This window comes from Streptomyces sp. AM25, assembly GCF_058146165.1.
This window is the reverse complement of the sequence record NZ_JBKIWN010000006.1, coordinates 322263-344648: the sequence shown is the minus strand read 5'-3', so window position 1 is coordinate 344648 and position 22386 is coordinate 322263. Positions and strand designations below refer to the sequence as shown.

General features: G+C 72.4%; 19 protein-coding genes and 1 pseudogene. 8 read left to right on the top strand and 12 right to left on the bottom strand.

Going from position 1 to position 22386, the window contains the following annotated elements; genetic code table 11:
- Position 1 precedes the first annotated feature (1 nt).
- The 4 genes and pseudogenes from ACLHRZ_RS10450 to ACLHRZ_RS10435 form a co-directional block, all read right to left on the bottom strand.
- On the bottom strand, positions 2–811 hold the full coding sequence (locus ACLHRZ_RS10450; protein ID WP_490418063.1) for a VOC family protein: 810 nt from the start codon (positions 809–811) through the stop codon (positions 2–4).
- A 4-nt stretch (positions 812–815) separates the two neighbouring features.
- A pseudogene (locus ACLHRZ_RS10445) lies at positions 816–998 on the bottom strand (helix-turn-helix domain-containing protein); the annotation flags it as partial.
- A 272-nt stretch (positions 999–1270) separates the two neighbouring features.
- Positions 1271–1939, bottom strand: coding sequence for a type 1 glutamine amidotransferase domain-containing protein (locus ACLHRZ_RS10440; protein WP_490418031.1), 669 nt, complete (start codon positions 1937–1939; stop codon positions 1271–1273).
- A 25-nt stretch (positions 1940–1964) separates the two neighbouring features.
- Entirely contained in the window at positions 1965–2690 is a 726-nt protein-coding gene (locus tag ACLHRZ_RS10435; protein WP_490418030.1) for an HAD family hydrolase, read from the bottom strand.
- On the opposite strand from ACLHRZ_RS10435, the gene ACLHRZ_RS10430 reads away from it, so the two are divergent.
- A complete protein-coding gene (locus ACLHRZ_RS10430; RefSeq protein ID WP_490418029.1) occupies positions 2689–2910 on the top strand; it encodes a hypothetical protein in 222 nt (73 codons plus the stop codon). The genes ACLHRZ_RS10435 and ACLHRZ_RS10430 overlap by 2 nt on opposite strands.
- Here the strand turns inward: ACLHRZ_RS10430 and ACLHRZ_RS10425 are convergent.
- Together ACLHRZ_RS10425 and mgtA are read right to left on the bottom strand one after the other, a co-directional pair.
- Positions 2891–3706, bottom strand: a complete 816-nt coding sequence (locus ACLHRZ_RS10425) for an MgtC/SapB family protein (protein WP_490418028.1) — start codon at positions 3704–3706, stop codon at positions 2891–2893. The two genes, ACLHRZ_RS10430 and ACLHRZ_RS10425, sit on opposite strands and share 20 nt — an antisense overlap.
- 48 nt (positions 3707–3754) lie before the next feature.
- Positions 3755–6487 (bottom strand): magnesium-translocating P-type ATPase, encoded by a 2733-nt coding sequence (gene mgtA, locus ACLHRZ_RS10420; protein WP_490418027.1) that lies wholly within the window; start codon positions 6485–6487, stop codon positions 3755–3757.
- A gap of 571 nt (positions 6488–7058) precedes the next feature.
- Between mgtA and ACLHRZ_RS10415 the strand changes: the two genes are divergently transcribed.
- Positions 7059–7862 carry an SGNH/GDSL hydrolase family protein gene (locus ACLHRZ_RS10415; protein ID WP_490418026.1) on the top strand — a complete coding sequence of 268 codons (804 nt, stop codon included), beginning with the start codon at positions 7059–7061 and terminating at the stop codon, positions 7860–7862.
- On the opposite strand, the gene ACLHRZ_RS10410 is transcribed toward ACLHRZ_RS10415, so the two are convergent.
- From ACLHRZ_RS10410 to ACLHRZ_RS10390, 5 genes are all read right to left on the bottom strand, one after another.
- Positions 7824–8972: an XdhC family protein gene (locus ACLHRZ_RS10410; protein WP_490418025.1), complete on the bottom strand. Its 1149-nt coding sequence runs from the start codon at positions 8970–8972 to the stop codon at positions 7824–7826. The genes ACLHRZ_RS10415 and ACLHRZ_RS10410 overlap by 39 nt on opposite strands.
- A gap of 10 nt (positions 8973–8982) precedes the next feature.
- Positions 8983–10416, bottom strand: a complete 1434-nt coding sequence (locus tag ACLHRZ_RS10405) for an NCS2 family permease (RefSeq protein ID WP_490418024.1) — start codon at positions 10414–10416, stop codon at positions 8983–8985.
- 86 nt (positions 10417–10502) lie between these two features.
- Complete coding sequence (gene pucD, locus ACLHRZ_RS10400) at positions 10503–12866, bottom strand: xanthine dehydrogenase subunit D (RefSeq protein WP_490418023.1); 2364 nt, start codon at positions 12864–12866, stop codon at positions 10503–10505.
- Positions 12867–12869: 3 nt separating this feature from the next.
- Positions 12870–13355 (bottom strand): (2Fe-2S)-binding protein, encoded by a 486-nt coding sequence (locus ACLHRZ_RS10395; RefSeq protein WP_490418022.1) that lies wholly within the window; start codon positions 13353–13355, stop codon positions 12870–12872.
- Complete coding sequence (locus ACLHRZ_RS10390) at positions 13346–14239, bottom strand: FAD binding domain-containing protein (protein ID WP_490418021.1); 894 nt, start codon at positions 14237–14239, stop codon at positions 13346–13348. Before ACLHRZ_RS10390 ends, ACLHRZ_RS10395 begins: the two co-directional genes overlap by 10 nt.
- Positions 14240–14438: 199 nt before the next feature.
- Between ACLHRZ_RS10390 and ACLHRZ_RS10385 the strand changes: the two genes are divergently transcribed.
- The 6 genes from ACLHRZ_RS10385 to ACLHRZ_RS10360 all read left to right on the top strand — a co-directional run bounded on the left by ACLHRZ_RS10385 (position 14439) and on the right by ACLHRZ_RS10360 (position 20470).
- Entirely contained in the window at positions 14439–16097 is a 1659-nt protein-coding gene (locus ACLHRZ_RS10385) for a PucR family transcriptional regulator (RefSeq protein ID WP_490418020.1), read from the top strand.
- A 52-nt stretch (positions 16098–16149) separates the two neighbouring features.
- Positions 16150–16743, top strand: a complete 594-nt coding sequence (locus tag ACLHRZ_RS10380; RefSeq protein WP_490418019.1) for a flavin reductase family protein — start codon at positions 16150–16152, stop codon at positions 16741–16743.
- Positions 16744–17084: 341 nt separating this feature from the next.
- Positions 17085–17525, top strand: a complete 441-nt coding sequence (locus tag ACLHRZ_RS10375; protein ID WP_490418018.1) for a helix-turn-helix domain-containing protein — start codon at positions 17085–17087, stop codon at positions 17523–17525.
- Positions 17526–17619: 94 nt separating this feature from the next.
- On the top strand, positions 17620–18144 hold the full coding sequence (locus ACLHRZ_RS10370) for a hypothetical protein (RefSeq protein ID WP_490418017.1): 525 nt from the start codon (positions 17620–17622) through the stop codon (positions 18142–18144).
- Positions 18141–19265: an MAB_1171c family putative transporter gene (locus ACLHRZ_RS10365; protein ID WP_490418016.1), complete on the top strand. Its 1125-nt coding sequence runs from the start codon at positions 18141–18143 to the stop codon at positions 19263–19265. The genes ACLHRZ_RS10370 and ACLHRZ_RS10365 overlap by 4 nt, the downstream gene beginning before the upstream one ends.
- A 14-nt stretch (positions 19266–19279) precedes the next feature.
- The gene (locus ACLHRZ_RS10360; protein WP_490418015.1) at positions 19280–20470 is read left to right on the top strand and encodes an amidohydrolase family protein; all 1191 of its coding nucleotides are present in this window, start codon (positions 19280–19282) and stop codon (positions 20468–20470) included.
- A 39-nt stretch (positions 20471–20509) separates the two neighbouring features.
- Here ACLHRZ_RS10360 and ACLHRZ_RS10355 read toward each other — a convergent pair whose 3' ends face one another.
- Positions 20510–22372 (bottom strand): GTP-binding protein, encoded by a 1863-nt coding sequence (locus ACLHRZ_RS10355; protein WP_490418014.1) that lies wholly within the window; start codon positions 22370–22372, stop codon positions 20510–20512.
- Positions 22373–22386: the final 14 nt, after the last annotated feature.

Here is a 22386-nt window from a genome sequence, read left to right as displayed (position 1 = left end):
GCTATTCCGGATAGCGCCCCGTCCGCACCCACTCCTCGATCGGCGCCCGGTCCGCCAGGCCCACGTACTCGATCCGCGCCCCCAGCAGGTCCGGCGCGGTGACGACCGCGAACGGCGTCTCGCCGGGGCCCGGGCGGAAGCAGGCGTCCACCCCGACGCCCTGGCGTTGCAGGTGCTCCAGCCGCGCGTCCATGTCCGGCTCCCACACCCCGTAGTACAGGATCCTGCCGCAGTGCTCCGCCGAGATGACGCCGTCCCCGGCGGCCTGGATGAGCTCGTAGTACGGGGCTCCCGTGCGCGAGAACACCGCGGTGAGCTCGGCAGGGTGCGGGTCCGGGTCCTCCAGCAGCGGGATGCGGAAGACGTGCGGTTCGGTGAACTCGATGCCGAGGACGCCGGAGTGGAGCGCCACCGCCTTCTCCAGGTCCGGGACCACCATGCCGACGTGGAACAGACCGTCCGGGACCGAGTCCGGCCCCGGCGCCACCGAGCGGTACTCGGTCACCTCGGGGAACTCCTCCAGGCACGGCAGCAGCCTCGGCAGGAACTCCCCCAGGTAGGCGGTTCCTTGGTGGAACTCCAGGGCCGCCTCGTCGCGGTACTCCTCGATGACGGGGCGGCGCAGCGGGGCGTCCTGGTCGCGGACGTAGTCGAAGCGGACGCAGCCCGGTTCGTACGCCAGGACGTCGTCGCGCAGTGCGGCCATCAGCGCGTCGAGTTCCTCTCGACCTCGGACAGGCCACGAGGCGGTCGACGACCTCGCCCAGGGCGTCGATGGGCGCCTGAACGTCGCGCATGAGCGTTTCTGCAGCCTCCGTGGGCCGGACCCCTTCCGGGAGCCGCTCGAACAGCGACCTGCCGAGCTTCTTCTCCAGGCCCCGGATCTGCTGGGTGACCGCGGGCTGGGAGAGCCCCGGTTCCCGGGCCGCGCGGGTGAACGAGCCGCGCCGGTAGACGGAGACGAAGGTGCGCAACCAGCCCAACTGCAGTGCCTGCATGACGGTTTCCCCCGTTTGCACATCATGGGACATCGTGTGGCGTCGCTGGACATCGCCGGTGCGTTCGCAGTTCATTCGGTCGGACGCTCAGTGTTGCCGAGCCGTTGCAGTACGGCATCGGCCTTTGCGAATCCCCAGTGCACCGGATCGTGCGGAAGCACCAGCTCCTCCCGGGGAGCCGGTGCTTCGTCTCTGCAATTCCTGCAATTCCTGCAATGCTGCGATCGCTCCCGCTGCCGTGCTCAATGCTGCGATCGCTCCCGCTGCCGTGCTCAGTGCCGCAGCGCCTCCAGAGCCAGCCGGGCCACGCGGTCGGCGGAGGCCGGGTTCTGCCCGGTCACGAGGCGGCCGTCGGCGACGGCGTGCTCGGTGAAGTCCGGCGCCTTGGTGAACTTGGCGCCGCGCCGTACGAGCGTGCTCTCCAGCAGGAAGGGCACGACGCCGGTGAGGCCGACGGCGGCCTCCTCCTCGTCGGTGAAGGACGAGACCTGCTTGCCCTCGACGAGGTGACTGCCGTCGGAGAGGCGCACGTTCACCAGCCCGGCCGGGCCGTGACAGACCGCGGCCACCACTCCCCCGCGCTCGTACACCCCGGCCGCCAGCTCGGCCAGCGCGGTGGCGTCGGGGAAGTCCCACATGGCGCCGTGCCCGCCCGCGTAGAAGAGGATGTCCACGTCCTCGGCGGCCACCTGGCCGGCGGCGGGCGTGGCGGCCAGAGCTTCCCGGTGCTCCCGGAGGAAGTCCGCGACGACGGTGTCGTCGGGCTTGACACCGTCCTGCGGCGGGGCACCGCCCAGGACCGAGACGAAGCCGATCTCGCAGCCGGCCTCCTTGAACACCTGGGCGGGGTGGGCGACTTCGGGCACGTAGAAGCCGGTTCTCCTGCCGGTGTCGCCCAGCTCTCCGTGGCTGGTCAGGGCGAATCGCACCTTCACCGTCATGACGGATCCTCTCTTCGGTCGTGTGTCAGGCCGCCGGCCGGGCCGGCTCCGGGAGGTACACCCGGCGTATGCGGCGCTGCAGTGCTGTGCGTACGGGTTCGTCCGTGTGGTAGCCCCAGTAGGCCCACAGCGCGCGGGCGCCGGTGTCCCGGACCTGGAGGGCGTTGCGCAGGTTGTCGTCGACGAACGTGGCGTGCTCGGGCCGCAGTCCGTCGCCCTCGACGAGCTCCAGGACCGCGGTGCGCTTGTCGGCACACTCGCCGACGACGGACGCCACCGTGTGGTCGAGGCCGTGGTGGGCGAGGATCTCCCGCACGGACGCCTCGTCCTTCGCGGTGACGATGCTGGTCCGCTCGTGCCGTTCCATCAGGGCGCGGATGCCGGGGTAGAGCCGGTGCACGGCCAGCCACTGGGTGCGGTGCCTGCGGCGGAGTTCGGTACGCAGCGCGGTGGCGCCCGCGGCCTGCCGGGTGCACCGGTCCGCGGGCAGTGCGGCGTACAGTGCGTCGAACTCGGCCTGGGTGCGGACGGATTCGCTGCGCGGGTCGTTCGCCACCATGAAGTGCTCCAGCAGCCGGGAGTGCTTCCGTACGGTGCGGAACCGGTCGAGGAAGGCCGGGGGGAGCGCGGCGGCCAGCTCGGCGGGCGGTGCGGCGGCGGTCGCCCGGGGATCGGCCCCGGCGTGCCGGGTGACGACCGCGCATTCCTCGAAAGCGTCACAGACGACGCCGTCGAAGTCGAGTATCAGCATGGACAGTTCCTTCCTGGGCCCGGGGCGGGCGGATGCGCGGGGACGGGCGGGGGTTCTCGGGACGGAACGGCTCGCCCGTCCCCGCGCTCAGGTGGCCCGCCCGCACGACCTTTCCGGCGGCGTCCATGCCGCGCACGAAGTCCAGCACCCGCGCGTCCTGGCGCTCGCGCAGTCCCCCGCGCCCCTACGGGGCGCTGCGGCTACGACCACCGCCCGGTGAACAGGTTCCGCACCCGGCGCCGGGCCCCGCGGCCCGCCGTGTAGTCGTCGTCCGCGTCGTCCGTACCGTTGTCGGGCTCGTGCAGCACCGTCCAGCTCACGGCCGAGACCGCGGGCTCCAGGGAGAGCCGGCTGACGGCCTCCTCCAGGAGGCTGTCGTCGCGGCGCTCGGTGGTGAGGTCGGCCGAGACGATCACCTTGCCCGCCGTCTCCGCGTCCTCGCTGCGCACCGAGCGCAGCTGGAAGCCGGGCCGGGCGACGGCCTGCACGACGAGGGTGCGCACGTGCGCCTCCTCGGGCTCGGTGCAGACCACCTCGAAGTGGTAGTCGGTGGCCACTTCGGCCCCGGCCCCGCCGCGCGTCCCGCGGTCCAGGCCGCGCGCCAGCGGCCGCAGCAGGGTGTTGGCGCCGACCACGCCCAGCGTGCCCAGCCCCGCGACGATGTACAGCCCGGTCCCGGCCAGGGCGCCGACCGCGGCCGAACACCACAGCGTGGCGGCCGTGTTCAGGCCGCGCACGCTCAGCCCGTCGCGCATGATGACGCCCGCGCCGAGGAAACCGATACCGGAGACGATCTGCGCGGCGACGCGCGAGCCGTCGTAGCCCGTGCTGCTCGTCGCGGCGACGAAGCCGTACTGCGAGAGCAGGACGAAGAGGGCGGACCCGGCCGCGACGAGCGCATTGGTCCGCAGCCCCGCCATCCGGGCCCGCCACTGGCGCTCCAGGCCGATGACGGCACCGAAGCCGAGACCGGCCCCGATGTTGGCCGCCATGTGCCACTCATTGATCACGACCACGATCCACCCTCTGCTTTCCTCGTTCTCGCCCTGATCTCTATCGGTTCGTCACAGCCAGCTGTTGAACCGGCGGATGTACCAGGTCTTAACACCCTGTGTCAGCAGGCAGTACGCGACCAGCGTCCCGACGAGCCACGGGAAGTAGCTCATGGGCAGCGCCTGCATGCCGAGCGCCGAGGCGATCGGCGAGAACGGCAGCAGGACGCCGACGGCCATCACCAGCGCGGTCATCAGCAGCACGGGCGCGGTGGCGCGCGACTGCAGGAACGGGACCTTGCGGGTGCGCAGCATGTGCACGACCAGCGTCTGCGTCAGCAGGCCCTCGACGAACCAGCCGGACTGGAAGAGTGACTGGTGCGCCTCGCTGTTGGCCCCGAAGACGTGCCACATCAGCAGGAAGGTGCTGATGTCGAAGACGGAGCTGGTCGGCCCCATGACGAGCATGAAGCGGCCGATGCCCTTGGCGTCCCACGTGCGGGGCTTGCGCAGGTACTCCTTGTCCATCCGGTCCCAGGGGGTGGCCAGCTGCGAGATGTCGTACGCGAGGTTCTGCACGAGCAGCTGCATGGCCAGCATCGGCTGGAACGGGATGAAGGCGGAGGCCACCAGCACCGAGAAGACGTTCCCGAAGTTCGAGGAGGCCGTCATCTTGATGTACTTGATGGTGTTGCCGAAGGTCTGGCGTCCCTGCAGCACGCCCTGCTCCAGGACGGTGAGGTCCTTCTCCAGCAGGATGATGTCCGCGGACTCCTTGGCGATGTCGACGGCCGTGTCGACGGAGATGCCGACGTCGGACTCGCGGAGCGCCGCCGCGTCGTTGATGCCGTCGCCGAGGAAGCCGACCGTGTGGCCCTCGGCCTGCAGGGCGCGCACGATGCGGGCCTTCTGCACCGGGTTGGTCTTGGCGAACACCGTGGTGCCGCGGACCAGCCGGCGCAGCCCGGCCTCGTCGAGGGTGTCGATGACGGAGCCGGTGACGACCTCGCCCACGTCGATGCCGACGTCCGCGCAGACGCGGGCGGCGACGAGCTCGTTGTCGCCGGTGACGACCTTGACGGCCACGCCGTTGTCGGCCAGCGCGCGCAGCGCCTCGGCGGCGTCCTGCTTCGGCGGGTCGAGGAAGGCGAGGAAGCCGATGAGCGTCAGCTCGGCCTCGTCCGCGACGGTGTAGGTCTCCCGCTCGGCGGGCAGCGTCTTCGTCGCGACGGCCAGCACGCGCAGGCCCTGCCGGTTGTGGTCCTCGGCGGTGCGGGTGACGGTGCGGCGCAGCTCGTCGGTGAGCTCGATCCGCTTGCCCCGGTCGGTCATGTGGGTGCACAGCGCGAGGACTTCCTCGACGGCGCCCTTGGTGATGATCACGTGCTCGGCGGCGGGCCCGGAGAGGTCGTTGCGGCTGAGGACCACGGACATCCGCCGGCGGGCGAAGTCGAAGGGGATCTCGTCGACCATCGTGAAACGCGCGTCGACGACAACCTCCTCGGCTTCGAGCACCCGGTCGATGACCGCCTGGTCCATCAGGTTCCGCAGCCCGGTCTGGAAGTGGCTGTTGAGGTAGGCGTGCTCCAGGACCTCCATGTCCTCCTGGCCGTGGACGTCGAGGTAGCGGTCGAGGACGATGCGGTCCTCGGTGAGCGTGCCGGTCTTGTCCGTGCAGAGCACGTCCATGGCGCCGAGGTTCTGGATGGCGTTGAGGCGCTTGACGACGACCTTGCGCTTGGCCATGGCGACGGCGCCGCGCGCGAGGTTGGTGGTGACCACCATCGGCAGCATCTCGGGCGTGAGCCCGACCGCGACGGCGACCGCGAAGGTGAAGGCCTCGGCCCAGTCGCCCTTGGTGAACCCGTTGATCGCGAGGACGACGGGGACCATGACGAGCATGAAGCGGATCAGCAGGAAGCTGACCTTCTTCACGCCGGTGTCGAAGCTGGTCTGCGGGCGCTCGCCGACGAGCGAGCCGGCCATCGAGCCGAAGTAGGTGTCGGCGCCGGTGGCGACGACGACGCCGGTGGCCGTGCCGGAGGTGACCGACGTGCCCATCAGGCACAGGTTGTCGGCCTCGACGGGGTCGGTGGTGGCGTGCTGGCCGTAGTCGCGGGTCCTGGTGTCGGCCTTGGCGACCGGGAGGGACTCGCCGGACAGTGCGGCCTGGCTGACCATGAGGTCCTTGGCCGTGAGCAGCCGCAGGTCGGCCGGGACGAGGTCGCCGGCCGCGAGGCGCACGAGGTCGCCGGGGACGACCTGCTCCATAGGGACCTCGACGGTCAGCGGCTCGGTGGTGCGGCCGGCGCGGCGCTGCACGGCGGTGGTCGTGGTGACCAGCGCCCGCAGGGCGGCGGCGGAGCGGCCCGAGCGGAACTCCTGCCAGAACCGCAGCAGCCCGCTGACCAGCACCATCGTCGCGAGGATGGCGATGCCCGGGTCGAAGGGCTCCTCGTCGGCGACCTGCAGCCACTGCCAGAGCATGACGGCGTCCAGGGCGACGAGGACGAGGATGAAGGGGTTCCAGAAGGCCTTGGCCAGCTGGGCGAGGAAGCGCGGGCCGCGCTCCTGGGCGACGGTGTTGGCGCCGAAGCGCTCCAGGCGCTCGGCGGCCTCGTCCTGCCGGAGGCCGTGCGTGGTGGCGTCGGTGTCGCGCAGCACCTGCGGTGCGGGCATGGAGCTGAAGCGCACGAGGCGCTCGCCGACGGCGCGGGTGCGCGCCTCCAGCTCCGCGGTCCGGCGGTCGCGGCGGCCGCGGCCCGGCGGTGCGAGCTTCTGGGGGGTGAGAACGGTGTTGGTCATGGCGGAACCTCTCTCCGGGCACGACGGCATGACGGCGCGGCGCCGCGGGACATGGCGAGGCATGGCACGACGGCGCGGCCGGTCGAGGACCGTGGCACGGACAGTGAGCGGATGTACGACAGGCCGAAGGTCCCGGCGCGGGCAGGACGAAATGCCCGGGGACGGGGCCGGGAACGGCCGTTCAGGAATTCTCGGAGAGGGGAAATGCGCGCGACAGCGCTGAACAGCGAAATGCGATCAGACAGTGATCAGCAGAAAGACACGCTGCAGCGAGGACTTCCCTCGGGACTCCGACTGGTCATCCCGATCACCTCCTCGCTCGTACGGACAGCGTCGGTGCCGCACGGCGCGTACGCCGCGGAGTGCACAGAAAAGCCGCGCAGAAGCGCGGGCCTGCACGGCACCTTCGCTGCCCAGCATGCCACAGGTATGAGCGGCGTCAACCCGCGATCACCGGTCCTGCGGCTGCGGGTCCGCTGTGGCCGGTCGCGCAGTTCCCCGCGCCCCTTCCGGGATGCACCACCCGTGTCCGCCTCAACACCCTCCTCGTTGGCGGGACATGACCACCCACATGCCCCGCGTCGCACTCCTCGGCGCAGTGACCGCGCTCCTGCTCACCGGCACCGTGACCACCGCCACCGCCGACGACGCCGTCATGACCCACTCCCAGTACGTCGCCCTCGGCGACTCCTACTCCTCCGGTCTCGGCGCCGGCGCCTACGACTTCGGCAGCGGGCAGTGCAAGCGCAGCGCCCGGGCCTATCCCGCCCTCTGGGCCAAGGCCCACTCCCCCGGCTCCTTCTCCTTCACCGCCTGCTCCGGTGCCACCACGGAGGACGTGCAGAAATCGCAGATGGGGCCGCTCTCCCGGCAGACCGGGCTCGTCAGCATCACGGCCGGGGCCAACGACGCCGGGTTCGCCAAGGTCATGCAGGAGTGCGCCGTCAGCCCCGACGACGGCGCGTGCGTCGAGCGCGTGAACGAGGCCCGCGCGTTCATCGCGGACGTCCTGCCCGACAAGCTCGACAAGCTCTACGACGCCCTCGGGCACCGGGCCCCCGCCGCCCGCGTCGTCGTGCTCGGCTACCCGCACCTCTACAAGCTCCACGGCAGCTGCCAGATCGGCCTCAGCGAGCACAAGCGGGAGGCGATCGACCGCGCCGAGGACGAGCTCAACGCCGTCACCGCCAAGGCCGCCGTCCGCCACCGGCTGGTCTTCGCGGACGCCAACCCCGCCTTCGCCGGGCACGAGATCTGCTCCGGCGATCCCCATCCCTGGCTGCACAGCCTCACGTTCCCCGTCGACGAGTCCTACCACCCCACCGCCGACGGGCAGTCACGCGGCTACCTTCCGCTGTTCTCCTCCCGCACCTGACGCGTCGGCCGGCGGACCGTCGTGGTGGATCGGCGCCCGCGTCCCGGTGAGCGGTACCCCCGATCCGCCCCTGCGCACCGCGACGATCTCCGCCGCGATGGACAGGGCCGTCTCCTCGGGCGTACGGGCCCCGAGGTCCAGGCCGATCGGGGAGTGCAGCCGGGACAGTGCGTCCTCGCCCACGCCCGCCTCGCGCAGCCGGGACAGCCGGTCCCGGTGCGTGCGGCGCGAGCCCATCGCGCCGACGTAGGCGACAGGCAGCCGCAACGCCCGTTCCAGCAGCGGCACGTCGAACTTGGCGTCGTGGGTGAGGACGCACAGGACCGTCCGGGCGTCCAGGCGCCCGGACGCGGCCTGCGCGTCGAGGTAGCGGTGGGGCCAGTCCACGACGACCTCGTCCGCGCCCGGGAAGCGGCGGGCTGTGGCGAAGACCGGGCGGGCGTCGCAGACCGTGACGTGGTAGCCGAGGAACTTCCCGGCCCCCGCCAGCGCGGCCGCGAAGTCGATCGCGCCGAAGACGAGCATGCGCGGCGGCGGCCCGCTCGTCTCCACGAGGACGGTCGCGGGGGCGTCGCAGCCGAGGTCCAGTACCGCGGTGCGGCCACCCGTCTCCAGGAGGGCGGCGGCCTCCGCAGCGGCCGCCCGGTCGTGTTCCGGTCCGCCGCCCAGCGTGCCCTCCACGGCTCCGCCGGCCCGGACGAGCAACGCGCCGCCGTGCGGCGCCCGGACGAGCGCCGCGCGCTCCTTCCGGGCGGCCGCCGCCAGGGCCTCCGTGCACACCGCGCGCCATGGCGCGTCGCGCCGCACCGGGGTCACCAGGACGTCGATCACGCCGCCGCACGTCAGGCCGACGGCGAACGCGTCCTCGTCGGACCAGCCGAACCGTTCCGTCAGCGGTTCTCCGCCCTCCAGCGCCTCGCGGCACAGGTCGTAGACCGCGCCCTCGACGCACCCGCCCGACACCGATCCGACGGCCGTGCCGTCCGCGTCGACCGCGAGCGCCGCACCGGGCTGCCGGGGTGCGCTGCCCTGCACCGCGGTCACCGTGGCCACCGCGAAGTCGCGGCCCTCCGCGCACCAGCGCGTCAGCTCGTCCGCCAGGTCCAGCACCGTGCCCTCCTCACGTGACTCCCAGCCACTGTTCGATCGGATGCAGCGCGAAGTAGCCCGTGAAGACCGCGCTGAGCGCCCACATGAAGGCGCCGGGTTCGCGCCACTTGCCCTCGGCCGCCTTGATCACGGTGAAGGCGATGACGCCCGCGCCGACGCCGACGGTGATGGAGTAGGTGAAGGGCATGAGCACGACGGTCAGGAAGACCGGGATCACGACGGCCCGGTCCGTCCAGTCGATGTACCGGGCGCTGCCCATCATCATCGCGCCGATGACCACCAGCGCCGCGGCGGCGACCTCGCCGGGCACGATGCGCGTCAGCGGGGTGAAGAACAGGCAGGCGGCGAAGAGGAGTCCGGTCACCACCGAGGACAGCCCGGTGCGCGCACCCTCCCCCACGCCCGTCGCCGACTCCACGTAGACCGTCTGTCCCGACGCGCCGGCCACCCCTCCGATCGCCCCGCCCGCGCCGTCGACCAGCAGCGCCCTGCTCAAACCCGGCATCCGGCCCTGCGCGTCGGCCAGTTGGGCCTCCGAACCGACGCCGATGATCGTGGCCATCGCGTCGAAGAACCCCGCGAGGACGAGCGTGAAGACGATCAGGCCGACGGTGAGGGCGCCGACCGAGCCCCAGCCGCCGAACTCCACGTGCCCGAAGAGCGAGAAGTCCGGCATGGACACCGCGCTGCCCTGCAGCCGCGGAGGCCCGTTCTGCCAGGCCCCGGACCCGGACAGGCCGGCCGCGTCGACGACGACGGCGAGCACGGTGCCGGCGACGATGCCGATGAGGATCGCCCCGGGAACGTTGCGGGCCTGGAGCATGAAGACGAGCAGCAGCGTGATGCAGAAGACCAGCACGGGCCATCCGGCGAGTTCCCCGGCCGGCCCGAGCGTGACGGGCCCGCCGCCGCCCTTCGCCTCGTGCACGAAGCCGCCCTTCACCAGGCCGATGAGGGCGATGAACATGCCGATGCCCATGGTGATGGCGTGCTTGAGCGAGGTCGGAATCGCGTTCATGACGCGCTCGCGCAGGCCGGTGAGGACGAGCAGGACGATCACGGCGCCGTAGACCACGCACATGCCCATCGCCTGCGGCCAGGTCATGTGCGGCACGACCTGCGTGGAGAGCACGCCGGAGACCCCCAGCCCGGCGGCCAGGGCGAGCGGCACCTTGCCGATGAAACCCATGAGCAGCGTGGAGACCGCGGCGGCGAAGGCGGTTGCAGTGATCAGCGGGGCGTGCCCGAGCGTGTGGTGCCGGACGTCGGGGCCGGAGAGGATGAGGGGGTTGAGCAGGAGGATGTAGCTCATGGCCATGAAGGTGGTGATACCGCCGCGCACTTCGCGGGCAACGGTCGATCCACGCTCGGTCAAGTGGAAGTAGCGGTCGTGCCAGGTCAGTTGTACGACCGGAGCATCCGGCCGTACGGGCGCTTGGGTCATGATGCTCCAAGGGGGGTGCCGCGCCCCGCCAGGGGCACGGGGAACTGCGCGATCGACCAAGAACAACCCGCAGCCTAAGGACTCGCTCAGCCACCCGTAAGATGCTCAGGCCTCACAGGCACCCGCCGCAAGGCGAGCCCCGTGGCAGCGCGAATGGCGGCCACCACGGCCGGCGTCGAGGAAAGCGTGGGCGCCTCGCCCACACCCCGCAGCCCGTACGGCGCGTGCTCGTCCGCGAGTTCGAGGATGTCCACCGGGATGGCGGGGGTGTCGAGGATGGTGGGGATCAGATAGTCCGTGAAGGAGGGATTCCGCACCTTCGCGGTCGCCGGGTCGACCACGATCTCCTCCATGACGGCGAGCCCCAGGCCCTGGGTGGAGCCGCCCTGGATCTGACCGGTGACGGACAGCGGGTTGAGCGCCTTGCCGACGTCCTGCGCGCAGGCCAGCTCCACCACCTTCACCAGGCCGAGTTCGGTGTCGACCTCGACGACCGCCCGGTGCGCGGCGAAGGAGTACTGGACGTGCCCCCGCCCCTGGCCGGTCCGCAGGTCGAACGGTTCGGTGGGCCGGTGGCGCCACTCCAGTTCGCGTTCCACGTACGTGTCCTCCAGGACGTCGACGAGGTCGGCGAGGACCTCGCCGCCGTCGGTGACGACCTTGCCGTCCTCCAGGAGGAGTTCGGCCGTCGCCCACGCCGGGTGGTACGAGCCGAAGCGGGCCCGTCCCCGCTCCAGCACCTCCTCGCGCACGGCCTCGCAGGCGTGCTTGACCGCGCCGCCGGTGACGTAGGTCTGCCGGGAGGCGGAGGTGGAGCCGGCCGAACCGACCCTGGTGTCGGCCGGGTTGATGGTGACGCGGGCGACGCCGAGCTCGGTGCGGGCGATCTGGGCGTGCACGGTGACGCCGCCCTGGCCGACCTCGGCCATCGCGGTGTGCACGGTCGCCACGGGCTCGCCGGCCACGACCTCCAGACGGACGCGCGCAGTGGAGTAGTCGTCGAAGCCCTCGGAGAAGCCGACGTTCTTGATGCCGACCGCGTAGCCCACACCCCGGACCACACCCTCGCCGTGCGTGGTGTTCGACAGGCCGCCGGGCAGGGCGCGCAGGTCCGGGGCGCCGCCCGCCGTCTCCCACTGCCGTTCGGGCGGCAGCGGCATCGCCTTGACGCGGCGCAGGAGTTCGGCGACGGGCGCCGGCGAGTCGACGACCTGGCCCGTCGGCATGACCGCGCCCTGCGTCATCGCGTTGCGCTGCCGGAACTCCACCGGGTCCATGCCGATTTCGGCCGCGACCCGGTCCATCTGCGCCTCGTAGGCGAAGCAGGCCTGCACCGCACCGAATCCGCGCATCGCGCCGCAGGGCGGGTTGTTGGTGTAGAGCGCGAGGGCCTCGACGTCGACGGTGTCGACGACGTACGGGCCGACGGCCAGCGAGGCCGCGTTGCCGACGACGGCCGGGGAGGAGGAGGCGTAGGCGCCGCCGTCGAGGACGATGCGGCACCGGACGTAGAGCAATGTGCCGTCACGGGTGGCACCGTGCTCGTACGCGAGCTTCGCGGGATGGCGGTGGACGTGCCCGAAGAAGGACTCGAAGCGGTTGTAGACGATCTTTACGGGTTTGCCGGTGCGCAGCGCCAGCAGGCACGCGTGGGCCTGCATGGACAGGTCCTCGCGGCCGCCGAAGGCGCCGCCGACGCCGGAGAGGGTCATGCGCACCTTGTCCTCGGGCAGCCCGAGGACGGGGGCGACCTGGCGCAGGTCGGCGTGCAGCCACTGGGTGGAGATGTAGAGGTCGACGCCGCCGTCCTCGGCGGGCACGGCGAGGCCCGACTCCGGGCCCAGGAAGGCCTGGTCCTGCATGCCCATCTCGTACTCGCCGCGCACGACGACGTCGGCCCGCCGCCGTGCCGCGGCCAGGTCGCCGCGGACGACGGGCTGGCGGTGGACGATGTTGGGGTGCGGGGAGTGGGCGGCATGATGGTCGTCGCGCCCCGGGTGCAGGACCGGGGCGCCGGGCGCGGTGGCGGTCTTCTCGTCGGTGACGACGGGGAGTTGCCCGTACTCCACCTTGATCTTCGCCGCCGCGCGGCGGGCGGTCTCGGGGTGGTCGGCGGCGACGAGGGCCACGGGCTCGCCGTGGTAGCGCACGACGCCGTCGGCGAGGACGGGCGTGTCCTTGATCTCCAGCCCGTAGCGGGTCTCGGCCGGGAGGTCGTCATGGGTCATGACGGCGTGCACCCCGGCGGTGCTCAGCGCCCCGGAGACGTCGACGGACAGGATCCGGGCGTGGGCGTGGGGGCTGCGGAGGGTGAAGCCCCACAGCATGCCCTCGTGCCAGAGGTCGGAGGCGTAGGCGAATTCGCCGCTGACCTTGAGGGTGCCGTCGGGGCGGAGGGTGGACTCGCCGATGCCGCCCCTGGCGCGGATGCCCTGGGTGAGGTCGTGCACGGCTCAGACCTCCTGTCCGGCCCGGCCGCGGGCCGCCGCCAGGCGTACCGCGTCGAGGATCTTCTCGTAGCCGGTGCACCGGCACAGGTTGCCGGAGAGCGCCTCGCGGATGTCCGCGTCGGAGGGCTGCGGGTTGTGGGCGAGCAGGTCGTCGGCGGCGACGAGGAGGCCGGGGGTGCAGAATCCGCACTGGACGGCGCCGGCGTCGATGAACGCCCGCTGGACGGGTGCGAGTTCGCCCTGTCCGCCGGACGCCAGCCCTTCGACGGTGACGACCTCGCGGCCCTCCGCCTGTCCGGCGGCCACCAGGCAGGCGCACACGGGCACGCCGTCGAGCCGGACCGTGCAGGAGCCGCATTCGCCCTGCTCGCAGGCGTTCTTGGAGCCCGGCAGACCCAGGCGTTCGCGCAGGACGTACAGGAGGCTCTCGCCCTCCCACACGTCGTCGGCCTGCTGCGGGCGGCCGTTGACCGTGAACTTCACGCGCACTGCTGTACTCCGTCCCCGTTGTCATTGCGGTACTCCTGCCAGGCCCAGTCGAGCGTGCGGCGGGCCATGACTCCGACGGCCCGGCGCCGGTAGGCGGCGCTGCCGCGGACATCGTCGATCGGGCTGCAGGCGCCGGACGCCAGCTCCGCGAACTGCCGTGCCGCGGACGGGGGTACGGGCCTCCCCGTCTCCCAGCACCGCCCCTCCTCCAGGGCCGCGGCGAGGAACTCCTCGGCCGCCTTCGCCCGTACGGGCGTGGGGGCCGCCGAGCCGATGCCGGTGCGGATCGTGCGGGTGCGCGGGTGCAGGGCGAGGCCGAAGGCGCAGACCGCGATGACCATCGCGTTGCGGGTGCCGACCTTGGAGAACTGCTGCGGCCCGTCGGCCCGTTCGATGTGCACGGCCCGGATCAGCTCGTCCGGGGCGAGGGCGTTGCGCTTGACGCCCGTGTAGAAGGCGTCGACCGGGATCATCCGGGTGCCGCGCACCGACTCCGCCTCGACCACGGCGCCGGCCGCCAGGAGGGCGGGGTGCGCGTCGCCGGCCGGGGAGGCGGCGCCGAGGTTGCCGCCGACGGTGCCGCGGTTGCGGATCTGCGGGGAGCCGACGGTGCGGGCGGCGAGGGCGAGGCCGGGGAGCTCGGTGTGCAGCCGCTCGATGATCCGGGCGTACGGGACGGCGGCGCCGAGCCGTACGCTGTCCTCGCCGGTCTCCCACTCGCGGAGCTCGCGGATGCGGGTGAGGTCCAGCAGCTGTTGCGGGCGGCGGTGGTCGAAGTTGATCTCGACCATCACATCCGTGCCGCCCGCGACGGGAACGGCCGCGGGGTGCTCCGCCTTGGCGGCGAGCGCCTCCTCCCAGCCGGTGGGGCGCAGGAAGTCCATGGACGTCTCTTCTCACTGCGGCGGTGGGGTGTGCCCAGTACAGCGAGGCCGGAGCGGGCCCGTGCAGTCACTGAAAACATGAAGCGGTTGGCTGGCCAGGCCCATGGTCTTGTAGATTCGAACGAAAGACGGGGTTCGGAAACCTCACAGCATTCCACCGGTTACAAGACCGGCTACAAGAAGAACGGCGGCGACGAGGATGCGGCTGCGCGCACTGCTGGAGACCGATGCGCTGGGCCTTCGGCTGCTCGGCGGTGAGGACGAGCTGGACCGTACGGTCCGCGGGGTGATGACCACCGACCTGCGCGACCCGAGCCGCTACCTCTCCGGCGGCGAGCTGGTGCTCACGGGGCTGGCGTGGCGGCGGGAGCCGGCCGACTCGGAGCGGTTCGTCCGCATCCTGACGGCGGCCGGGGTGGCCGGGCTGGCGGCGGGCGAGGCGGAGATCGCCTCGACGCCGGACGACCTGATCGAGGCCTGCGCCCGGCACCGGCTGCCGCTGTTCTCCGTCGACGAGACGGTCTCCTTCGCCTCCATCACCGAGCACGTGGTGCGGCAGGTCTCCAGCGAGCGCGCGGGCGACCTGGCCGCCGTCGTGGACCGGCACCGGCGGCTGATGACCTCCGGCCCGGCGGGCGGCGGTCCCGAGGTCGTCCTGGACCTGCTCGAGTCCGACCTGGACCTGCCGGCCTGGGTGCTCTCCCCCACCGGCCGCCGCATCGCGGGTTCCGCCCTGGCCGCGCCGGTCGGCGCCGTGCTGGCGGGCGAGCACCTGGCCGCGTCCCGCACCGGCCGCCGCGAGCCGCACCGGGTGACGGCCGGCGGCCACACGTACTCGGTCTTCCCCATCCGCAGCAGCGGCCGCACGGCGGCCGGCCGGGACGTGCGCGAGACCGTCCTGTCGGACTGGCTGCTGGTCGTCGAGGCCGACGCGGCGGACTGGCCCGCCGAGCGGCTCGACCTGCTGCACGGCGTCACCCAGCTGATCGCCGTCGAGCGCGACCGGCGCGACGCGGCGCGCACCGTGCGGCGCCGGCTCGCCCAGGAGGTCCTGGAGCTGGTCCAGACGGGCGCCCCGCCCGCCGAGATCGCGGCCCGCCTGCGGGTGGCCGCGCCCGTGCTGCTGCCCGGCCTGGGCACGGCACCGCACTGGCAGGTCGTGGTGGCCCGCGTCGAGTGGGCGGACGGCGACATCGAGGCCGGCCCGGTCGCGCAGGCGCTGCTGGAGGAGGTCCTGGTCGACCCGGAGTCGTCCGGCCCCGAGCCGTCGGACCGCATCGCGGTCGCCCACACGGGCGATGAGGCGGTGGCCCTGGTGCCGCTCCCCGCCGTCGTCACCGGTACGGACGAACCTGCGGCCACCGGCCTGCACGCGGACGCCCTGCTGGCGGCCGTCCGCACCCCCCTGGCCGCCGGCCTCGCCGACGACGGCCGTCTGACCTTCGGCGTCAGCGCCCCCGTCCACTCCGCGGAGGGCCTCCGCGGCGCCCTGGAGGAGGCCCGTCACGCCCGCCGCGTGGCCGCGGCCCGCCCCGGCGCGGTCTGCGCCGCGGGCCACCAGGAACTGGCGTCGCACGTCCTCCTCCTCCCGTTCGTCCCGGACGACGTCCGCCGCGCCTTCACCGCGCGCCTGCTGGACCCGCTGAAGGACTACGACCACCGCCACCGCGCCGAGCTGATCCCCACCCTGGAGGCCTTCCTCGACTGCGACGGCTCCTGGACGCGCTGCGCGACGCGGCTCCACCTGCACGTGAACACCCTGCGCTACCGGGTGGGCCGCATCGAGCAGTTGACGGGACGCGACCTGTCGCGGCTGGAGGACAAGCTCGACTTCTTCCTGGCCCTGCGCATGAGTTGAGGCGCGAACAAACCCTTTGTGGTCCGGCGGGGCGCCGGACCACAGTGACCCCATGCACGCCGACTTCGACCTCACCGCCGCCGACCGCTACAGCTGCTTCCGCCTCCTGACGGCCATCGTCGTACCGCGCCCGATCGCGTGGGTCTCGACGCTCTCGGCCGACGGAGCCGACAATCTGGCTCCGTTCTCCTTCTTCGGCATCGCGTGCGTGGATCCGCCGGTCGTCCAGTTCTCGTCGATAGGCCGCAGGGATTCGCTGCGGAACATCGAGGAGACGGGCGAGTTCGTGGTGAACGTGGCGCCGGAGTCGCTGTGGGAGAAGGTGAACGCCACGGCGACCGAATTCCCCCACGGGGTGAGCGAGTTCGACGAGGCGGGGCTGGAGCGGGAACCCAGCACCGTGGTCAAGCCGCCACGGGTGGCCGCCTCGCCGGCGGCGCTGGAGTGCGAACTGCACAGCACGGTGCGGCTGGGCGACTCGACGGTGGTCTTCGGCCGCGTGGTGCACGCGAGGGTGAGTGTGGACGTCCTGGAGGGCAACCACCCGGTGGCCGACCGGATGCGGCCGATGACACGGATGGGGCGGAACGAGTGGGCAACGCTGGGAGAGGTCAGGGAGCTGGCACAGGTGCCGTATTCGGGGTAGGCGCGCGAGCCCCCCGACGGCCGGCACCGGCGTTCCCCTCCCCCGCCGGTCGCCGCCCCCGCTGACGGACCGGGCCGACGCCGGAGGCGTGAACCCCCGGCGCCGGACCCGGTGCGGCGACGGCGCATCTGCGTGCCGGTGCTGGACTACCCCCGTGAGCCCAGCTCCGGCCAACGCCCACGTTTTCACTCACGTGAACGCCGTCGCCGGTGAAGCTTCTCACGCCAGTGGAAGTGCTCGCCACCACCCCTCGCCACTTCTCCACTGTGATGAATCCGGCCGGGGCGGAAAATTTCACTCGGGTAGGGTGACCGCGTCCGACAACGGGGAGAGGGGGAGGCTTGAGCGAGCTCGCGGAGAAGATCAACCGGCTGTTCGAGCACATCAGGCCGCCGAGCGGCCACGAGTACAGCAATGAGCAAGTGGCCGAGGGCATCTGCGAGCGCGGTCTCACCACGATCTCGCAGAGCTACATCTGGCAGCTGCGCAAGGGGAAGAAGGCCAACCCCACCATCAGCCATCTCCAGGCCCTGGCCGACTTCTTCGGCGTTCCCGTCGCCTACTTCTTCGACGACGGGGCGGCCGGCGAGGTCGACGGGAAGCTCAAGGCGCTGGAGGCGCAGCAGGCCCGGATGAGAGAGGTCATGGGCAGCGGCGACGTGAAGCTCATGGCGATGCGGGCCGGGGAGCTCTCGCCGGAGCGGCGCAAGCAGGTGATGGATCTCCTGGACGTCGTCTACAAGTTGGAGCGGGCAGAGCGCGGAGACGGTATGAGCGGTTGACGACGCCGAACACCGGAACGTTCCGGTACGCACCGTTGTAGATGAGGGGGCAGGAAAGGGGGATTCATGCCGCATTTGTGCAGGAGAGATCCATTTGATCCACTTGACGGAGCGGGAGCTCCGACGCCGCTGCAAGCGGGAACTGCGGGCCCTGGACATACAGCCGCCGCTCCGCGTGGAGGAGTTGTGCCGGAAACTCGGTGAGCGCCGCGGGCGCCCCATCCGGCTCGTCCCCCATCCGCTGCCCATGCCGGGGCCGTTCGGCTGCTGGATCGCGACGCCGAGGGCCGACTACATCCTGTACCAGCAGGAAACCAGCAAGACCCACCAGGACCACATCATCCTGCACGAAGTGGGTCACATCATGGCCGACCACGAAGGAGTCGACACCGGCGCCGACTTCCTGCAGGCGACCATGCCCCAGCTCGCGCCGGACACCGTCACCCGCGCCCTGCGGCGCACCTCGTACGACGAGGAGCACGAGCGCCAGGCGGAGCTCGTCGCCACGATCATCCTGGAATGGGCGTCGGTCCTGGACCGGGTGGCGCCCCGCCCGGTCGCCGACCCCTCGGTCCACCGCGTCCAGACCGCCCTCGGCGACCGCAGGGGGTGGCTGTGAACGTCGTGATGTGCCTGACGGCCGCCCTGTTCGTCCTGGCCGTGCTCTGGAAGATCTACCAGCTCACCCAGGCCCCGTACGACCGCGCCCTCCGTGCGGTCACCGCCTGCCTCGTCTGCACGGCAGGTTCGTTCTCGACCGGGTTCCCGCCCGAGAAGCGCGCCCTCGACGCCGCGCTCGGCACCGGTGCGGCCAGCCTGCTGTCCAACGTGCTGCTCCTGGCCGCGGTCTACTGCCTGCTGACCTTCTTCCTGCACTCCGCCGCCGACCGGCACCGGGCGAGCCGCCGCGCCCGCCTCGAAGCGGTGCCCCTGGCGGTGACGGCCGTCGTCATCACCGTGGCCACCGTGACCGCCCCGGCCGGTGTGCGCGGCCGCCCTTACGCCCAGGCCGACTTGCACACTCCGCAGGTCGCGGTCTTCTTCGTCGCCGCCCAGCTCTACCTGGTGTACGCCCTCGCGACCACGGCCCGGTGGACCGCCCGCTACGCGCGGATGTCGCAGAAGCCGTCCGCCACCGGGCTGTGGATCACCGCCGGTTCGCTGGCCGGCATGGCGGCGGCCAACGCGCTCCGCGTGGTGATGGACCTGACGGGCTGGTTCGGCAGCGGCTCCGCCCCCGCCGGGCTGTCGCACAGCGTGGCCCTGCTGTTCGCGCTCGCGGTGCCCGCCTTCGTCGTCGGACTGAGCTACCCCGGTCTCGCCATGCGGCTGGCCGGTTTCCGGATCTGGCGGCAGCGCCGCCGCACCTACCAGCGCCTCCGCCCGCTGTGGGACCTGCTGCACGACGCCTTCCCGCAGGACGCCCTCGGCCGGACGCCGGGCGGCAAGTGGCGCGAGGCCGTGCGCCTGCGCGGCGTGCACCGCAACTACTACCGGCGGGTCATCGAGTGCCGCGACGGCCTGGTCCGGGTGAGTCCCTACCTGGCCCGACTGGGCATACAGGACGGCGCCACGCCCCAGGCGGTGGCCGCGCACCTGCGCGCGGCCCTGTGCGCCCAGGCCGCGGGCACGCCCGCGGCGACCGAGGCGCTGGCGGTGGCGCTCCCGCGTGAAGACAGCCTCGACGCCGACGCGCGGCAACTGGTCGCCGTGGCCGAGGCCTTGGTGAAGACGGCATAGGAGCCACACAGGTGATGAACGACGTACTGATCACGGCGGCCCGGGTGCTCACCGGCCCCGGCGGCGAGCATGCCGAGGACGGTGCCGTCCTGGTGCAGGCCGGCACCGTCACGGCCGCCGGCCCGCGCGCCGCGGTCGAGGCCGCGGCGCCCGACGGCATCGCCCGGCGGGACTTCGGGGACGCCACGGTGCTGCCCGGCCTCATCGACTGCCACGTCCACCTGGCGTTCGACGGGAGCGACGACCCCGTGACCGCCCTGCAGGACAGCGACGACGCGTCCCTCATGGACGGCATGGCCGAGCGGGCCCGCAGGCTGCTCGGCAGCGGAGTCACCACGGTGCGCGACCTGGGCGACCGCAACGGCCTGGCCCTGCGTCTGCGCGACGCGATCGCCGAAGGCGCCCTGCCCGGTCCGCGCATCCTCTCCGCGGCGACGCCGGTCACCGCGCCGGGCGGGCACTGCTGGTTCTTCGGCGGCGAGGTCGACGGTCCGGACGCCCTCCGCGATCTGGTCCGGCGCAACATCGACGCCGGGGCCGACGTCATCAAGGTGATGGCCACCGGCGGTGGGCACACCCGCGGCGGACCGGCGGTCTGGCAGAGCCAGTTCACCGCGGACGAGCTCCGGCTCGTCGTCGAGGAGGCCGGCCGGGCCGGGCTGCCCGTCGCCGTCCACGCCCACGGCACCGCAGGCATCGAGGCGGCCGTGGCCGCGGGCGTGTCCACCATCGAGCACTGCACCTGGATGGCCGAGGGCGGCGGATTCGACCTCCGCGAGGACCTCGTGGAGGGCATCAAGGCCGCCGGGATCCACGTCTGCACGGCCACCAGCCCCAACTGGCGCGGCTTCGCCGAGCGCGTCGGCCACGAGCGCGCCGAGGAACTCTTCGCCTCCATGCGCTGGATGGCGAAGCTCGGCGTCCCGATGATCGCCGGCACGGACGCCGGTGTGACGCGCGCGGTGTTCGACAAGTTCGTCAACAGCCTTGAGTTCTACCAGTACCTGGGCTTTCCTCCGGCGAAGATCGTCGACATGGCGACCGTGGACGCTGCGCAGGCTCTGGGGATCGGGGGCGAGGCGGGACGGCTGGCCGCCGGGTACCGGGCCGACGTCCTCGTCGTCGACGGCAACCCGCTGGAGGAGCTGGACGCGCTGCGGCGCGTGCGGCTTGTCCTCGCGGACGGCCGGGTGTTCGGGGGCTGACGCGAAGTACGGTGCGTGATCGCGCCCCTTACGGGGCGCTCACGAGCGCGTCGGCGGACGCCCCTCGTACGGGCGGTCCGCCGCCGGTGTCGACCACCACACCGCCTCCCCCCGCGTCAGCGGCGGGAGGCGCCGTTCCACCAGGGGGATGCGGCGGGCCGGGATGGTGCCCTTCAGCAGTCCCGGCAGGGTCTCCGCGACGGCGGCCCCCGCCTCGCCCAGCAGGGCCGTCACCACTCCCACCGTGTCGGCCGGGAGCTCCAGTTCGTACGTGTGGCAGGGCTCGTACACGCGCGTGCCCGCCTCCGTCAGGGCGCGCATCAGGATCAGCGGGGTGAGGTTGCGGAAGTCCGCCGCCGTGCTGACCGGGCTGGCGTAGCCGGAGTGGGTCAGGGTGACCGTGCAGTCGGTCACCGCCCACCCGTACAGGCCGCCTTGTTCCAGCGTGCGATGGACCGTCTCCTCGATGGCGCTGTCCAAAGCGCGCGGGAGCGCGCCCAGTTCGGTCTCGCGGCGGAACGTCACGCCCGCACCGAAGGCTCCCGGTTCCACGCGCAGGCCCACCGTCGCCCAGAAGAGATGGCCGCCGCGGCGGTCGATCGCCTCGTGGGCGCTGCCCGTGCCGAGCGGGCGCTCGCGGTAGACCGTGCGGCTCGGCTCGAAGACGGCGGCCACGCCGAACTCCTCGCCCAGCGTCGACGCGACGATCTCCTTCTGGATCTCTCCGTACAGCAGGACGCTCGTCCCGCCGCCCTCCCCCTCCGGCAGCGCACGGGCGGCGATCAACGGGTCCTGGTCCGCGAGGGCCATGAGCGCCGCGTGCAGCCGCGCGGCCTCCTGCGGGCGCACGGGACGCACCACGGTCTCCAGCGCCGGCGGCGCGAAGTACCGTTCCGCCGCTGCGGAACGGGCCGGGCCGAGGCGGTCGCCCACGCGGACCCGGGGCAGGCCGCGGATCCGCGCGATGTCCCCCGCGGTGAGGACGTGTCCTCCGCCGACGACGTCGAGGGACGTGATGCGGCCCGCGTGCTCCCCTTCGCCGCTGCTCAGCGTGATGCGGTCCCTGACGCGCAACTCCCCCGCGAACAGGCGGAAATATGCGGTCTTCTCACCGGTCCCGGCAGCGCGCTCCACCGCGAAGACCGTGCCGCTGGGCGTACCCGTACCGGTCACGGCACCGGGGGCGTGCGGCAGCCACGCCGCCATCCCCTCGATCAGCCCCGCAACTCCCCGGCCGGACAGGGCCGATCCGCAGTAGACGGGGTGCACCTCGCCCCGCGCCGTGCCCTCCGCGATCCGCGCGTGCAGCTCACCGGCATCCGGCGTGCGGCCCTCCACGAGGGCGGCCAGGAGTTCGTCGTCCTGCTCCGCCAAGGTCTCCGCGACGTGCTCCCGGAACTCCGGGTCCGCGAGCGAGCCCGTCATCGGCAGGGCGACGGCGCCGCGGGGGAGCCGTGTGCGGATGTCCTGCAGCGTGCGCCCGACGCTCGCGCCCGCGCGGTCCGTCTTGTTGACGAAGACCAGGACCGGCAGGCCCAGCCGGCGCAGGCTCTTCATCAGCACGCGCGTCTGCGCCTGGACGCCCTCGACCGCGGAGACGACGAGCACCGCGGCGTCCAGTACGCCGAGCGCGCGCTCGACTTCGGCGATGAAGTCGCTGTGGCCCGGGGTGTCGATGAGGTTGACCCTCAAGTCGCCCACGGTGAACGGCGCGACGGCCGTGCGGATGGTGATGCCCCGGCGGCGTTCGAGCTCGCCGGTGTCCGTGCGGGTGCTGCCCTCGTCGACGCTGCCGAGGCGGTCGATCGCCCCGGTGTCGAAGAGCAGGCGCTCCGTGAGGCTGGTCTTACCGGCGTCGACGTGGGCCAGGATCCCGATGTTGAGTGTGCTGAGTGCGTGCATGCGTGCGGAAGTCC